The 14,140-nt window shown below is 65.6% G+C and carries 18 protein-coding genes; 11 read left to right on the top strand and 7 right to left on the bottom strand.

The genetic code is table 11. The features are described from left to right. The first annotated feature begins 10 nt into the window (after positions 1–10). The 7 genes from J4G32_RS19305 (at position 11) to ribB (ending at position 5,894) form a co-directional block, all read left to right on the top strand. Positions 11–448, top strand: a complete 438-nt coding sequence (locus J4G32_RS19305; protein ID WP_210497193.1) for an RT0821/Lpp0805 family surface protein — start codon at positions 11–13, stop codon at positions 446–448. Between the two features lie 132 nt (positions 449–580). Next, entirely contained in the window at positions 581–1,525 is a 945-nt protein-coding gene (locus J4G32_RS19300; RefSeq protein WP_210497192.1) for a DnaJ C-terminal domain-containing protein, read from the top strand. Positions 1,526–1,646: 121 nt separating this feature from the next. Then, positions 1,647–2,477, top strand: a complete 831-nt coding sequence (gene fabI / locus J4G32_RS19295) for an enoyl-ACP reductase FabI (protein WP_210497191.1) — start codon at positions 1,647–1,649, stop codon at positions 2,475–2,477. Further along, a complete protein-coding gene (locus J4G32_RS19290; RefSeq protein ID WP_210497190.1) occupies positions 2,474–3,067 on the top strand; it encodes a histidine phosphatase family protein in 594 nt (197 codons plus the stop codon). Before fabI ends, J4G32_RS19290 begins: the two co-directional genes overlap by 4 nt. A gap of 70 nt (positions 3,068–3,137) precedes the next feature. Beyond that, positions 3,138–3,530: a hypothetical protein gene (locus J4G32_RS19285; protein ID WP_210497189.1), complete on the top strand. Its 393-nt coding sequence runs from the start codon at positions 3,138–3,140 to the stop codon at positions 3,528–3,530. A gap of 76 nt (positions 3,531–3,606) precedes the next feature. Further along, a complete protein-coding gene (gene aroC, locus J4G32_RS19280; RefSeq protein WP_210497188.1) occupies positions 3,607–4,719 on the top strand; it encodes a chorismate synthase in 1,113 nt (370 codons plus the stop codon). Between the two features lie 89 nt (positions 4,720–4,808). Further along, the gene (ribB, locus tag J4G32_RS19275; RefSeq protein WP_210497187.1) at positions 4,809–5,894 is read left to right on the top strand and encodes a 3,4-dihydroxy-2-butanone-4-phosphate synthase; all 1,086 of its coding nucleotides are present in this window, start codon (positions 4,809–4,811) and stop codon (positions 5,892–5,894) included. A gap of 70 nt (positions 5,895–5,964) precedes the next feature. Here ribB and J4G32_RS19270 read toward each other — a convergent pair whose 3' ends face one another. Beyond that, complete coding sequence (locus J4G32_RS19270; protein WP_210497186.1) at positions 5,965–6,102, bottom strand: hypothetical protein; 138 nt, start codon at positions 6,100–6,102, stop codon at positions 5,965–5,967. On the opposite strand from J4G32_RS19270, the gene J4G32_RS19265 reads away from it, so the two are divergent. Further along, the gene (locus J4G32_RS19265) at positions 6,101–7,375 is read left to right on the top strand and encodes a hypothetical protein (RefSeq protein WP_210497185.1); all 1,275 of its coding nucleotides are present in this window, start codon (positions 6,101–6,103) and stop codon (positions 7,373–7,375) included. The genes J4G32_RS19270 and J4G32_RS19265 overlap by 2 nt on opposite strands. Here the strand turns inward: J4G32_RS19265 and J4G32_RS19260 are convergent. Further along, complete coding sequence (locus J4G32_RS19260) at positions 7,365–8,306, bottom strand: histone deacetylase family protein (protein ID WP_210497184.1); 942 nt, start codon at positions 8,304–8,306, stop codon at positions 7,365–7,367. The two genes, J4G32_RS19265 and J4G32_RS19260, sit on opposite strands and share 11 nt — an antisense overlap. 193 nt (positions 8,307–8,499) lie before the next feature. On the opposite strand from J4G32_RS19260, the gene J4G32_RS19255 reads away from it, so the two are divergent. Continuing rightward, positions 8,500–9,087 (top strand): L,D-transpeptidase, encoded by a 588-nt coding sequence (locus tag J4G32_RS19255; RefSeq protein ID WP_210497183.1) that lies wholly within the window; start codon positions 8,500–8,502, stop codon positions 9,085–9,087. 90 nt (positions 9,088–9,177) lie between these two features. On the opposite strand, the gene J4G32_RS19250 is transcribed toward J4G32_RS19255, so the two are convergent. The 3 genes from J4G32_RS19250 to J4G32_RS19240 all read right to left on the bottom strand — a co-directional run bounded on the left by J4G32_RS19250 (position 9,178) and on the right by J4G32_RS19240 (position 10,560). Beyond that, entirely contained in the window at positions 9,178–9,390 is a 213-nt protein-coding gene (locus J4G32_RS19250; protein ID WP_210497182.1) for a hypothetical protein, read from the bottom strand. A gap of 159 nt (positions 9,391–9,549) precedes the next feature. Beyond that, the gene (locus J4G32_RS19245; RefSeq protein ID WP_210497181.1) at positions 9,550–9,972 is read right to left on the bottom strand and encodes a DoxX family protein; all 423 of its coding nucleotides are present in this window, start codon (positions 9,970–9,972) and stop codon (positions 9,550–9,552) included. A gap of 72 nt (positions 9,973–10,044) precedes the next feature. Then, a complete protein-coding gene (locus J4G32_RS19240; protein ID WP_343232690.1) occupies positions 10,045–10,560 on the bottom strand; it encodes a MarR family winged helix-turn-helix transcriptional regulator in 516 nt (171 codons plus the stop codon). Between the two features lie 131 nt (positions 10,561–10,691). On the opposite strand from J4G32_RS19240, the gene J4G32_RS19235 reads away from it, so the two are divergent. Beyond that, positions 10,692–11,471: a DUF1499 domain-containing protein gene (locus J4G32_RS19235; protein ID WP_210497180.1), complete on the top strand. Its 780-nt coding sequence runs from the start codon at positions 10,692–10,694 to the stop codon at positions 11,469–11,471. Positions 11,472–11,508: 37 nt separating this feature from the next. Here J4G32_RS19235 and J4G32_RS19230 read toward each other — a convergent pair whose 3' ends face one another. Further along, positions 11,509–12,420: an MBL fold metallo-hydrolase gene (locus tag J4G32_RS19230; RefSeq protein WP_210497179.1), complete on the bottom strand. Its 912-nt coding sequence runs from the start codon at positions 12,418–12,420 to the stop codon at positions 11,509–11,511. Between the two features lie 176 nt (positions 12,421–12,596). Between J4G32_RS19230 and J4G32_RS19225 the strand changes: the two genes are divergently transcribed. Further along, a complete protein-coding gene (locus tag J4G32_RS19225; RefSeq protein WP_210497178.1) occupies positions 12,597–13,217 on the top strand; it encodes a biotin transporter BioY in 621 nt (206 codons plus the stop codon). A gap of 74 nt (positions 13,218–13,291) precedes the next feature. On the opposite strand, the gene J4G32_RS19220 is transcribed toward J4G32_RS19225, so the two are convergent. Continuing rightward, positions 13,292–13,699, bottom strand: a complete 408-nt coding sequence (locus J4G32_RS19220; protein ID WP_210497177.1) for a DoxX family protein — start codon at positions 13,697–13,699, stop codon at positions 13,292–13,294. Positions 13,700–14,140: the final 441 nt, after the last annotated feature.

Genomic DNA, 14,140 nt, shown 5'->3' with positions numbered 1-14,140 from the left:
ATACCTCCGCATGAGCGAAGCGACCAGAATTCTGGCCGCCGCCATGCTGCTCCTGTCGACGGCCGGCTGCAGCTTTTCCTATTCGGTGATCGGATTGTCCGAGGACGGCCCGGAGATCACCGGATCCATTCCGAAGAAGGCGTCATCGCCCCTGTCGGCCGATCTCAACGAAGAGGATTGGCGGCGCGCCAAGGCAGCCCTCGCGGTAGCCCTCGACCCACAGGGGCCCGGCACCCTCGTATCCTGGGACAATCCCGACACCGCCCTGAAGGGTCATTTCACCCCGACAGGCGCTCCCTACGTCAAGAACGACGAGATCTGCCGCGCGTTCTCGGCCCAGGTCAGCGGGAACACCTCCGCGTCCCTTTCGGGTCATGCCTGCCGGCCATCCGGCGGAGATTGGGCGATCAAGGACGTCAAGCCCGCCAAGGCCGCCGCCAAAGTCTAAATCGTCCAAGGTGTTACTGCCGTCTCAAGAGAGGCGTTGCAAAGACGCAACACTTTTCCCATATGGACGGCAGTGCGACGGCTGCGTAGTCATGCCTGTCTGCCAAAGTTTCGACGGCGAATGGATGACATGATGCGTGACCCCTACGAAATCCTTGGCGTGCCTCGTTCTGCAACGGAAGCGGAGGTCAAGAAGGCTTACCGCAAGCTTGCGAAGGTCCATCACCCGGATCGCAACAAGGACGACGTCAAGGCCAAGGACAAGTTCGCCGAACTGAACTCGGCCTATGAGATCGTGGGCGACAAGGAAAAGCGGGCGCAGTTCGACCGGGGCGAGATCGACGCCGAGGGCAAGCCGCGTTTCCAGGGCTTCGAAGGCTTCGGCGCAGGACGCGGCGGCGGGCGCCAGCAGGATTTTTCGGATTTCAATTTCAACGCGGGCGGGCCTTTCGGCGGTCGCCGCACCACCCGCGGCCCGGACCCGGCCGAGGACATCTTCTCGCATTTCTTCAGTGGCGGGTTTCCGCCGGGTGCTGAGGCGCAGCAGCGCCGGGGCGGACGGGCGCAGAAGCAGAAGGGAGACGATGTCGAGGCGGTGCTGACGGTCAGCCTCGAGGACGTGGCAAGCGAAGCCAAGAAGCGCCTGCGGCTGCCCACCGGCCGGGACGTGGACGTGGTGATTCCCAAGGGCGTCGCCGATGGCCAGGTCATCCGCCTGCGCGGGCTCGGCCAGGGAGGACCGCATGCGGAGCCCGGCGATGCCCTGCTGACGATCCGCTTCGCACCTCATGAGCGGTTCACCCCGGACGGCTCCGATCTTCGTTTGACGCTGCCGATTGCCATCGAGGATGCGGTGCTGGGTGGCGCCGTGCGCATCCCCACCCTCACGGGCGCGGTGTCGATGACAATCCCGCCGATGACCAATTCAGGCCGCACCTTCCGTCTGCGCGGCAAGGGGCTACCGGGCAAGACCGGCGCAGGCGATATCCTGGCAACCGCCGCCATCCAGTTGCCGGATGTGGTCGACGAGGACCTTCTCGCCTATGCGCGCAAGCGGCGCGGAACAGACGCCGAGTAGGATCCTCCACTCCTAATTCCGCAAATCCGCGTTGCCGGGGGCCGAGTCCCTTCCCCCTGGCGGCGGGGTCGGTTAAAGAAGCCATCTTTCAGATCCGTCCAGCGACGATTTAGGTGAGACTATGGCGCACACATCGGCGCCCGGCATTTTGGCCGGAAAGCGCGGCTTGATCATGGGGGTCGCGAACAACCGGTCGATCGCCTGGGGCATCGCGCAGGCAGCGCGCAAGCACGGCGCCGAACTCGCCTTCACCTATCAGGGCGATGCGTTGAAGAAGCGCGTCGAACCGCTGGCGAAGGAACTCGATGCGGCAGTCGTCGGCCATTGCGACGTCACCGATCCCGACAGCATCGACGCGGTCTTCGCCGCGGTGAAGACGCTCTGGGGTTCGGTCGATTTCGTGGTCCACTGCATTGCGTTCTCCGACAAGGATGAGCTGACCGGCCGTTATGTCGAAACGTCCGAAGGCAACTTCACCAAGTCCCTGCTGATCTCCTGCTATTCCTTCACGGCCGTCGCCCAGCGGGCCGAGAAGCTGATGACCAATGGCGGGTCGCTGCTCACGCTGACCTATTACGGCGCCGAAAAGTGGATGCCGCATTACAATGTCATGGGCGTCGCCAAGGCCGCGCTCGAGGCCTCGGTGCGCTATCTCGCGGCCGATCTCGGACCGCAGAACATTCGCGTCAACGCCATCTCGGCGGGGCCGATCAAGACGTTGGCCGCCTCGGGCATCGGCGATTTCCGCTACATTCTGAAGTGGAACGAATACAATTCGCCCCTGCGCCGGACCGTGACCACCGAGGAGGTCGGCGAGAGCGCCGCCTATCTCCTGTCGGACATGTCGCGCGGCGTGACGGGCGAAATCCTCCACGTGGATGCGGGCTACCACGTGGTTGGCATGAAGAACCCCGAAGCGCCGGACCTCTCACTGGACAAAGAGGGCGCGTGAGCGACACAAGGCCGACAATCTACTTCATCCGGCACGGCGAAACGGACTGGAACCTGGAAGGCCGCCTGCAGGGCCAGAAGGATATTCCGCTCAACGATGTCGGCCGGGTCCAGGCCGAGGAGGCCGGCCGGCGGCTGCGCGCCCTGGTGCCGCAATTCGAGGATCTCGATTACGTCGCCAGTCCCATGACCCGCACCCGCGAGACCATGGAGCGCCTGCGCGAGGCGATCGGCCTCTATCCCAATTATTACCGCCTCGACGACCGGCTGGTGGAACTCACCTTCGGATCGTGGGAGGGCATGACCTGGAAAGAGGTCCGCAAGCACGAGCCGCAACTCGCCGCCTTGCGCGAGCGCGACAAGTGGAACTACGCCCCGCCCGGCGGCGGCGAAAGCTACGCGATGCTGGCCGACCGCGTCCGCCCGATCCTCGACGACCTGACCCGCGACACCGTGCTGGTGGCCCATGGGGGCGTCGCACGCGCCTTCCTCGCCGTCGCCTGCGGCGTCTCAACCCGCCATGCCGCCAGCATCGATATCTGGCAGGGCAAGGTTCTGGTCATCGAGGGGCGCAAGCACTACTGGGAATAAATCCAAAGGAAACGTTGACGCCTCAAACCCGTTTATGCAACTTAGTTGCGAAATAAATACGGGGTGGGCTATGCGTTTTCTGGTGCTGGCAGTGACAGGCTTCATCGCATTGGCAACCGCCGTTTCGGCCGAGACGACCGACCGCACGGTCAAGGCCAACGGGCGCTCCGCCCTCGGCGGGTTCCTCGGGTACGAGGTCGACACCTGTTACCCCTCGCAGATACCGGCGGTGAAAATCCGGCAGAAGCCGTCTTACGGGACGCTGCAAATCGTTCCGCACGAGCAGGTGCTGGGCAAAGACAATCGCTGCCCGAACACGAAGGTGCGCGGCCTCGCCTACATCTACACGCCCGATAAGGGGTTCAAGGGTGCCGACGAGGTGAGCATCGATATCCCGTGGTCTTCCACCGATTCCGGTCCGGAGACGCTCATGACCCAGACCTACCGCATCCGCGTCGAGTGATCCCGGCGGCTTTGCGGCCGCAGAGTGTTTGACCTTCGGGACGCTGGTTCGTAAAGACGCGCACGGGGTCAGCGCCATGTCACACAACACCTTCGGTCACCTTTTCCGCGTCACCACCTTCGGCGAGAGCCATGGGCCGGCGCTTGGCTGCGTCATCGACGGCTGTCCGCCGCGCATCCCGCTGGATGTGGCGGAGATCCAGGCCGAACTCGACCGCCGCCGCCCCGGCACGTCGCGCTTCACCACCCAGCGGCGGGAGCCCGACGCGGTCAAGATCCTGTCGGGGGTGTTCGTCGACGAGCGCACCGGCCAGCAGGTGACGACCGGAACGCCGATCTCCCTGCTGATCGAGAATGTCGACCAGCGCTCGAAAGATTATTCCGAGATCAAGGAATCCTATCGGCCCGGCCACGCCGACTACACCTATGACGTGAAATACGGCATCCGCGATTATCGCGGCGGCGGAAGGTCCTCTGCGCGCGAGACGGCCGCCCGGGTGGCGGCCGGTGCAGTCGCCCGCAAGGTCGTGCCGGGCATCACGATCCGGGGCGCCCTGGTGCAGATGGGGCCGCATCTCATCAACCGCAGCCGCTGGGATTGGGACGAGGTGCTCCTCAACCCGTTCTTCTGCCCGGATGCGGAAGCCGCAGCCTTCTACGAGGATTATCTCGACGGCTTGCGCAAGGACGGCTCGTCCATCGGTGCGGTCCTCGAGATCGTCGCGGAGGGGGTGCCGCCGGGACTGGGCGCGCCCATCTACGGCAAGCTCGATGCGGACCTTGCGGCCGCCCTGATGTCGATCAATGCCGTCAAGGGCGTGGAGATCGGCGAGGGGTTCGCGGCCGCGGCGCTTCGCGGCGAGGAGAACGCCGACGAGATGCGGCCCGGCAATGCCGGCGCGCCGACCTTTCTGTCGAACCATGCGGGCGGCGTGCTTGGCGGGATCTCGACCGGCCAGCCGGTGGTGTGCCGCTTCGCGGTCAAGCCGACCTCCTCGATTCTGACGCCGCGGGCCAGCGTTACCCGCACCGGCGGCGAAACGGATGTGTCGACCAAGGGACGCCACGACCCTTGCGTCGGCATCCGCGCGGTGCCGGTGGGCGAGGCCATGGTGGCATGCGTTCTGGCAGACCACGTCTTGCGTCATCGCGCGCAGGTCGGAGATGCCCTCGCCTGGCCTTTCCGTTAGAAGACACCCACATAGCCAAAAACCGAAGGCCGGCCGTCCGCGCATGCGCGTTTCAGACAGGCCCGGAAAGCGAGCAGGGGAAATTGACCATGACGTGCCATAGCGTGACCGAGGCCCTCGAAGCTTTTGCGCAGGGCGACATCGTCATCGTGACGGACGACGACGATCGCGAGAACGAGGGCGATCTGATCGTTGCTGCCTCGCTCTGCACGACCGAGAAGATGGCCTTCATCATCCGCAACACCTGCGGCATCGTCTGCGCGCCGCTGACCGGCGCCGAGGCGCGGCGCCTGCGCCTCGACCCGATGGTGGCGGCCAACGATGCGCCGCTGGGCACCGCCTTCACGGTCACGGTCGACACCAAGCACGGGCTCACCACCGGCATCTCGGCCGAGCAACGCACCAACACCGTGCGGGCGCTCGCCAATGGCAATATGGGCGCGTCGGATTTTGTTCGCCCCGGCCACGTCTTTCCGCTCATCGCCAAGGATGGCGGCGTGCTCATGCGCTCGGGCCATACGGAAGCGGCGGTGGATCTGTGCAAGCTTGCGGGGTTGCCGCCGGTGGGCGTGATCTGCGAACTCGCCAATGACGACGGCACCGTCATGCGTGGCGACCAGATCGACGTCTTCGCGCAGAAGCACGGCCTCAAGCGCATCTCTGTTGCGGATCTCATCAGTTATCGCCAGTCGCGGGAAAAACTGGTCGAGCGGATCGCGACGTTCCCGGTCGAAACGCAGTGGGGACCCTTCACCGGCTTTTCGTATTCGACCCCGTTCGACAGCGTGCAGCACGTGGCGCTCGTTCACGGGCGGATCGGCGACGGCAAGAACATTCCCGTGCGTCTCCACCGGGCCGATTCGGTGGCGGATATCTTCGAGGGCGGCAAGATCATCAACGCGGCAATGAAGCGCTTCGCGAAAGAGGGCAAGGGCGTTCTGGTCTACTTGCGCGACGGAACCGCCGGGGTGCCGACCACGAGTTTTAACGAGAGCGAGGAGACGGAATCAGAGGCGCAGCGGTCCAGTCAATGGCGCGAGATCGGCCTCGGCGCGCAAATTTTGCGCGACCTCGGCGTTGCGTCCATCCGCAACCTTGCCAATTCCCACCGATCTTACGTAGGGTTAAGCGGATTCGGGATCGAGCTGCTCGGTGAAGAGCAAATTGAGTCCTGAAAGCTCGGTCTCCCTCTGAGACCCGGGACATTTCTCATCAAGCGGACGATGACAATACGGTGTACCAGGCTCACAGGAAGCCGGAGCCTCGTCCGCCGCCCGGCGACGGGCCGCCGGCAAAGGTCTTGTCGTTGCTGTTTGCCAGATGCGCTCGGCCAGTGATGTCGTCCTCGTTTCTGAGCTCGCTGCGAGCGGCGATCGACGGCATGGTCGCAGGCAGGTCGCTTCGCGACGCGGCCTCGCTGGCGCTGCGCCTGATCGGCGCCCGCGGCATGTCGCTGGTGACGCTGATCGTGGCCGCGTGGCTCGTCGACATCCAGGCCTTCGCGGAATTCGGCGTTTACCAGACCCTGGCGATGCTGGCCTGGATCGCGCTGTTCCTGCGATACGATGCGGCGATCGTGGCCGCCCGCGACGAGGCGGAGGCACGCTCGGCCCTTCATCTGTGCATGAGCGTCGGCGCAGGCCTCTGGCTCGTGTTCACCGCCGCCTCACTGACTGCTGCCGAGATCGGGTGGATGCGCTTCGAGCTCGCCGCCATGCTGCCTCTCTCCATCCTCGCCCGGGGCCTGTTGCGGCTTACCTTTGCGCGCACGACCCGCGACGGCGATTTCAAGGCGCTCGGCCGCGCCTCGATCATCCAGTCCTTCGTGCAGCCCGTGACGCTCGTGGCGCTCGTCCTCTCGCCGGTGGAGGACGTCCTGTGCTTCGCCGTCGCCGATATCGTCGGTCACGGCAGTGGTGTGCTCTATCTCATGTGGCGGCAGAGGCGGCATCGCCAGGGGGTGTTTCAGGGCTGGTCAGCCACGGCGATCATCGTGACGGCAAAACGCTGGAAGAGCCTGCCGTTCTACAATCTGCCGAGCGCGTTTTTTTCCCTCGCCTTCGTCATGTCGCCGCTGCTGATCATGCCGATGGCCGCAAGCGCCGTCTTCGCCGGCCACGCGGCCCTGGCATACCGGATTTTCGACGTGCCGACGCAGATCATCACGGCTGCCTCGACGCCGGTCTTTCTCAACCAGCTGCGACCCTCGTACCACCGTCAGACCCCGGTCTTCGGACGGTTCATGCTGGTGGGCCTGGTGCTGCTGGTCGGGACCGCCTACGCGGCGATGGCGGGCGCGCTGGTGCTTGCCGATCCGTGGCTCGAGACGACCGCGCTGGCGGGCCTCGGCGAGACGGTTCCCATCATCGCCCTGTTCCAGCTCTTCGTTGCGCTGGCGGCTCCGCTCAACGATTCCTGCGCGCTCTTTCCGCAGCAGCGCCGCCTCGTCATCATCCAGGGCCTTGCCCTTGCTGGCGGCGGCGTGGCGGCGATCATCGCGCTGGTGCTATCGCCGGCCGCGGCCCTGCTCGCTCTGGCATTGGTTGCCGGTGGCCGGATGCTGGCGCTCGGGGAATTGCTGCGCGCCCTGTCGGGCATGAGTCACCGCGCCTTCGCCCGGACGCAGGCGGATGTGTCCTCCGGGCCTAGGCTTTGATCTCGCGACCCATCAGGGCGTCCACATGGGCCGCAGCGGACTTCGCGAGCCCTTCCAGGTCGTAACCGCCTTCCAGCACCGACACGACCCGGCCGCAGCAGCGGGAATCTGCCAGAGCCATCACCTGCTGGGTAGCCCACCCGAAATCGGCTTCCGTCAAATTGAGGCTGCCCAACGGGTCGCGCCAATGGGCGTCGAACCCGGCCGAAATGACGATGAGGTCGGGCTGGAACGCGTCCATGCGCGGCAGCACCACCTGTGTCAGCACATCCCGGAACACCGCGCTGCCTTCCCCGGGCGCCATCGGCGCGTTGAGGATCGTGCCGAATTCTCCCTGCTCCGAGGGAGCGCCGGTGCCGGGATAGAGCGGCATCTCGTGGGTTGAGCAATACAGCACGCTGGCATCGCTCCAGAAAATATCCTGCGTGCCGTTGCCGTGATGGACATCCCAGTCGAGGATCGCCACCCTTTCGGCGCCATGCCGCTTCTGGGCGTGCCGCGCCGCGATGGCCGCGTTGTTGAAGAAGCAGAAGCCCATGGCGCGGGTACGCTCGGCGTGATGGCCCGGGGGACGCATGGCCACGAAGGCATTGTCGATGGCGCCGCCCATGACCTCGTCGACAGCGCGGACCGCGCCGCCGGCGGCCCGCAGGGCAGCCTCGAAGGTTCCGGGCGACATCACCGTGTCGTCGTCGACCCGCACCAGCCCTTCGCGGGGCGACAGGTCTCGCAGGGCGACCACATGGCTTTCCGGATGCGCCAGCGTCAGGCTTTCCATCTCGGCCATCGGAGCCTGCTCCCGGATCAGGGACGCGAAGCGCTCCTTTTCCAGAACAGTCTCGATCGCGCGGATCCGGTCCGCCCGCTCCGGGTGGCCGAGGGGCGTCTCGTGGCGGAGGGCGGCGGGGTGGGTCACATACAGGGTGGACATGGGGATCTTCAAGCGGGAGGACACGATGGCGGGAGTGTTGCAGTGAAACGAGTGCGCGTCCATGTTGTCGCGGTGCAACACATTTTTCCATCAGTCCGTGCAATGGTGGAGTCGATTCGTCCCTCGGTCCACGTGCCGATTGGCGCCGCCGATCCGAAAATGGGCCATGCGGCCGCACAGCAGAGCTTTACCGATGCGCTTGTCTCGCCTGTCCCTCGCTCTGGCCGCCGTCGCCCTGCTGTCGGCCTGCAACTTCAAAGGCGTCCCCGAGCCGCAGGTGTCGGCCCGTGACGCGGAATACATCGCGCTGGTGCCGAAGGCGCAGGAGGATCTGCGCTACGGTCGCTACCTCATCGACGATCCCACGGGAGAGCAGCCGGGTACGATCGTGGTCGATACCAAGGACCGTTTCCTCTATTTCGTCATGCCCAACAAGAAGGCCATCCGTTATGGCGTGGCGGTGGGCGACGAGGCCTATGGCTGGACCGGTGTCTCGCGGGTCGCACGCAAGGCCGAGTGGCCGGATTGGAACCCGCCGGCCGAGATGATCGCCCGCTGGCCGCATGTGAAGCACACCAAGGGCGGCCCGGACAATCCGCTCGGCGCCCGCGCGCTTTATCTCTATGAGGGCAACAAGGACACGCTGTACCGGATCCACGGCACCAACGAGCCCGAGAAAATCGGCCTGTCCGTCTCGTCCGGCTGCATCCGCATGCGCAACATCGACGTGATCGATCTCTACAACCGCACCGATACGAACGCGACGGTCATCGTCCGCTGAAGGTCACGCGATCCGGCTTCGACCAGAAGATCCCATCGTCAATCCTGCGAGCGCCCCATGAGGGCGCTCGTTTCCGTTTGGAGGGACGTGTCAGTCGTCGCCTTCCTGCCGGAGGAGGATGGCCGAGACGTCGGGCCTGGGGGCCCGGGCGGGCGACATCTTGGCAGCGCCCACGGCAGCCGCAAGGGCAGGCAGCGCCACCGGTTTGAAAGCCGGGGGCAGGCCTGCAGCCACCCGGACGGGATCGTGGCGCGTTCCAGATCGGGTCGGGACGTGCACGGTACGGTCGGCGAGACGGTTCATCAAGGTTCTCCCACGTCGGCAGCACTGGGCCTGACATTCGCCACCTGTGAGGTGACAACTTCAGGGCGGCCGCATGATCATTTGCTGGCTTTCAGCACATGACCGCCACAAGCTTAATCCGGGATTAACAAAGTTGCGTTCGGGCGGGAAACGGCCGATTCAGCGACGAAGTGCCTCGGGCCGTGGGCGAACCGACAGGATCGACACCACGACCAGCGCGCCGATCATGCCCACATGCTCGGTGGCCGTGTGGAAGGCCACAACCCCCTCCTCGCCCTGCAACCGCCAGAACGCATGGACGATCGGGATGGTCAGGGCGGTGAACACCCCGAGGGCTCCCGCGCCCAGCCAGGTCCAGCGATTGGCGATGACCAGCGCCGAGCCGCCGAGCTGGACTATGATGGTGAGGATATTGAACAGGGCCGGGGGCTGCAGGCCAAAATGCGCCATCTCGGCCACGCCGCCTGAAAAGTCGATCAGCTTGGCCAGACCGCTGCCCCAGAACGGAAACATGAACACGACCCTGGCGACGGTCTCGGTGATCCGGCTCGACAAAATGGTCTTGATCCAATGCGGCGTCATGCTGCTTCCCTTGTGCGGTCCCGTAGTACTGTAACTTTCGCAATAGTGAACCAGTGAGCCGTCTGCAAGACGCTAACGGGGCGGCGCGGTTATCATCCCCAGCGTCTCATCGGCCCGGAGGGCCTCCTCCGCCTTGCGCGCCCGTTCGCGCCAGGACAGAACGATCCGTTCGAGGTCCCGCAGATCCTCCGGAGGCAGGGAGCCGAGCGTCGTTTCGACATAGGCCTGTTGCGCCGCGATCCCCTGTTCGGCCAGATGCCGGCCCTTTGTCGTCAGGTGCAGGGCATTTGAGCGCCGGTCCCCCGGGATGGCGCGACGCTCCACGAGTCCGGCCTCCACCATACGGTCCAGAAGGCCCGACACATTCCCCTTCGTCACATACAGCCTCTGGGCCAGCTCCTGCTGACTGAGGCCCTCCTGCTCGGTCAGCGTGGAGAGCAGGTCAAATTGCGGGATGGACAGGCCGATGGACCGCAGGATGGTCGCAACCGTGCTCGTGGCCCGGCGATGGAGGCGGATGAACCGGAACCAGACGCGCAGGGAATCGGCATCCGGGTCGAGGGTCTGGAGAGAGGCGGGCTGCGTCACCGACGGAAACTCCTGAGGTCGCGTGCGACAGTTTACATCGAAACCAAGCGGCCCGTCATCCCGGCCACTTCGGGCGTGGCACTGCCACAACAAGAGTGGCGTGGGCGCGACAAGATTTGTATGACGTCCCCATGCGCCACGTGATCATCGAAGAACCCTTCTCCCGGCCTGCCCGGTGGTCCCCCAAGGTGGCCTGGTTCGGCCTTGCAGTGGCGTGCATCGCTTCCCTCATGATCCGCTTCAGGCTGATCGAATACGATGCGGGCTTTATCGCGCTGGGAGCCGGAGTGGGGATGGCGTTGCTGGCGGTCCTGCTCTCCTTTGTGGCGTTCATTCGGATCTGGCAGGAGGGACGACAGGGTCTCGGCAGCGCGATCAAGGGTCTGGCGATCGCCGCATTGGTGCTGGCCTATCCGGCTCTCATGGCGTTCAAGGCCGCGACCCTTCCGCCGATCCACGATATCTCCACCGATACGGACAATCCCCCGGCCTATTCCCGCTCGCGGATTTCGTTGGACGCCCGCGGCGGGCGGGTTCCGCCGGATGCCCCGCCGGAGGTGCGCGAGGCGCAAAGACAGGCCTATGTGCAGATCGCGCCCCTGACCCTCGATGTGGGGCCTACCGAGGCTTTCGCCCTTGTCCAGAAGGCCGCCACCACGCTCGGGTGGCAGGTCGTGGAGGCCATTCCGCCCGGCGGCCGGCAGGGGGCCGGGCGGCTGGAGGCCGTGGCGCGCACTTTCGTGTTGCGCCTTCCCGACGACGTGACCGTGCGCATCCGACCCAGGGCCGATGGCAGCCGCATCGATATCCGCTCGGTCTCCCGCGTCGTCCAGCACGATCTCGGCGGCAATGCCGCGCGTATCCGGGCTTTTCTCGAGGAGACGTCCAATCTCGCCCTTGCCGGCGGGTGAGGATCAGGTCCGTCGCCCGGTGTCTGGCAGCGCCTGCTCAGGCCAGCCGGTAGCGCCCATCCAGCACGGGCGGCCCGTCCGTCACCACCGCGCCGCGGGCGACGAGGTCCTCGAGATGGGCGAAGACCGACAGGCCGGCAGCACCGATCAGCGCCGGCGCAAGGCTTTGGTAGATCGCCGCCACAATGGCCGGGATCGTCACGTCCCCCGCCGCCAGGCGGTTGAGAATCGACACCTCGCGCTGTCTGCGATGGTGCGACAGGGCTCTCACGAAACGCTGCGGATCACGCACCGGACCGCCATGCCCGGGCCAGTAGATGGTCTCGTCGCGCCCGCGCAACTTGTCGAGGGAGGCCATGTAGTCGCTCATGGATCCGTCGGGCGGCGCCACCACCGAGGTCGACCAGGCCATCACATGATCGCCGGAAAACAGGCTCGCTTCCTCCGAAAGGGTGAAGGCCAGATGGTTGGCCATGTGGCCCGGCGTTGCCAGCGCGCCCAGCGTCCAGCCGCGCCCGGCAATCGCCTCGCCGTCCAGCATCTCCCAGTCGGGGGCGTATTCCTTGTCCGAACTCGCCTCGAGGCGACTGACCTCGCCGCGGGCCAGCTCGCGGGCGCTGCGATGCAGCCCGCAGCCGACAAGCGTGGCTCCCGTGGCGGCCTTCACGGCGCGGGCGGCCGGCGAATGATCCTTGTGGGTGTGGGTCACCAGGATATGCGTGACGGTCTCGCCGCGCACCGCATGAAGGAGCGCATCCACATGCTCGGGCAAGTCGGGACCGGGATCGATGATCGCCACATGGCCCGTCCCGACCACGTAGCTGCATGTGCCCGTGAAGGTGATCGGTCCGGCGTTGTTGGCCACGACCCGGCGCACGAGCGGGCTCAGCCGCACGCATTCGCCCGAGCGGGCAGGCGAGGAGGTATCGAACAGGAGATCGTCTGACATCGGGATCCTGACTGGGATGCGCGCATGGCGAAATTCGGGCACCGGGTTGGGGAGCGGCGCGGGAGATGGGCCGGAATGCTCCCGGCGCATTGCGGCTTGAGGCCCCCGCCGGACGCACCTATAAGGCTAGCGAGGCCGCATTGTGAATGGCCGATACGCGATTCGGAGATCCATCCATGTCTGCTGGCGCTGCAACCCTCCCGTCTTCTCCCACCCTCGTCGGCTCGTTGTGGCCCAGCCGGACCGATGCCCGTTTCATGGCGCTGCGGGCCGCCATCCTGATGGTGGTGGGCTCGGCCCTGCTGACGATCTCGGCAAAGGTGCAGGTGCCTCTCCCTTACGTGCCGCTGACCCTGCAGACGCTGGTCGTTCTGATGATCGGCGCGTCTTACGGCTGGCGTCTCGGCGGCGCGACGGTGGCGCTCTATCTGCTGCAGGGCGCGATGGGCATGCCGGTTTTCGCCAACACGCCGCCCATGATCGCCGGCTTTGCTTATTTTGCCGGCCCGACCGGCGGCTTCCTCGTCGGGTTTCTGGCAGCGGCCCTCGTGATGGGCTTCATGGCCGAGCGGGGCTGGGACCGGTCGCTCCTGCGCGTCGCCCTGATGATGACGCTCGGCCACGCGGTGATCCTGCTGTGCGGGTTCGGCTGGCTCAGCGTGCTTCTGCCCGTGGCCAAGGCCTGGAGCGTCGGCATCGTGCCGTTCATTGCCGGCACCGTGGTGAAGACGGCTCTCGCCGTCGCCCTCATGCAGGCCGCCTGGTCGGTGACGCGGCGAAGCGGCAAGGCCGCCTGAACAGGGCGCTGCCGCCAGGCATCAAAAAAAGCCGCCCGAGGGCGGCTTTTTCATGGGCGGTGCATTTTTCAGGATCAGGCGGTCTGGGCCGAGCCGCGCATCCGGTCGAGGCTCCAGGTCCCGCCGCCGGCTGCGGCCAGGTAGAGAAACACGAAACAGAACAGGATTGCCGCATCGCCGCCATTGAGCACGGGGAAGGGGCTGCGCGGTGCGTGGGCGAGCCAGTAGGCGAATGCCATCACGCCGGACAGCACGAAGGCCACGGGCCGCGTGAACAACCCGACCACGAGCATCGCCCCGCCGATCACCTCGAACCACCCAGCGATCCACGGCAGGCTCATCGCCGCCGGTCCGCCACTGAGCGAGGCCGGAAAGCCCATCAGCTTCTGGGTGCCATGGGCCATGAAGATCAGGGCTGCGACGATTCGCAGGACACTCAGCAGGCGCGGTGCCCAGACCATGTTCAGGTGAGCAGCATTCATCGGGTCGACTCCATGACGGATTGAGGGAGGAGGGCCCAATGCAAAGCCGGGCCATCGCGCCCGTCTAGAGGTCCACCGCCGCCAGGGCCACCCTTCGCGGACAGCGGAGCCGGTCACGAGTTGCTTACCGATGCGGGGTGACAGGCCCGCGTGGCTGGAAGAGGCAGCCGCCCCGCGCGCAAACCGGTTGCGGAAGCGAATGAGATCGACCGTGTGGCCGAGCGTCATTCGTCAGGTGTGGTATATTTATCTCGCGGCCACCCCCAGTGTCTCGGGTGCTTAGTTTGTTACATGTTTCATGCTAACACCCTGCTGATTGCGAAACCCGCCTGACCGGATGATTTATGAGACCGAGAGTTCTTGTTGCCTATACGTCATCGAGCACACATGTTCAGACGACACTAGATTATCTTGAGGCATTCGGGCGGCACTTAGACGCCG

Origin of the sequence: Microvirga antarctica, assembly GCF_017921815.1 — a bacterium.
Taxonomy (GTDB): Bacteria; Pseudomonadota; Alphaproteobacteria; order Rhizobiales; family Beijerinckiaceae; genus Microvirga; species Microvirga antarctica.
This window is presented reverse-complemented; position numbering and strand designations above follow the sequence as displayed.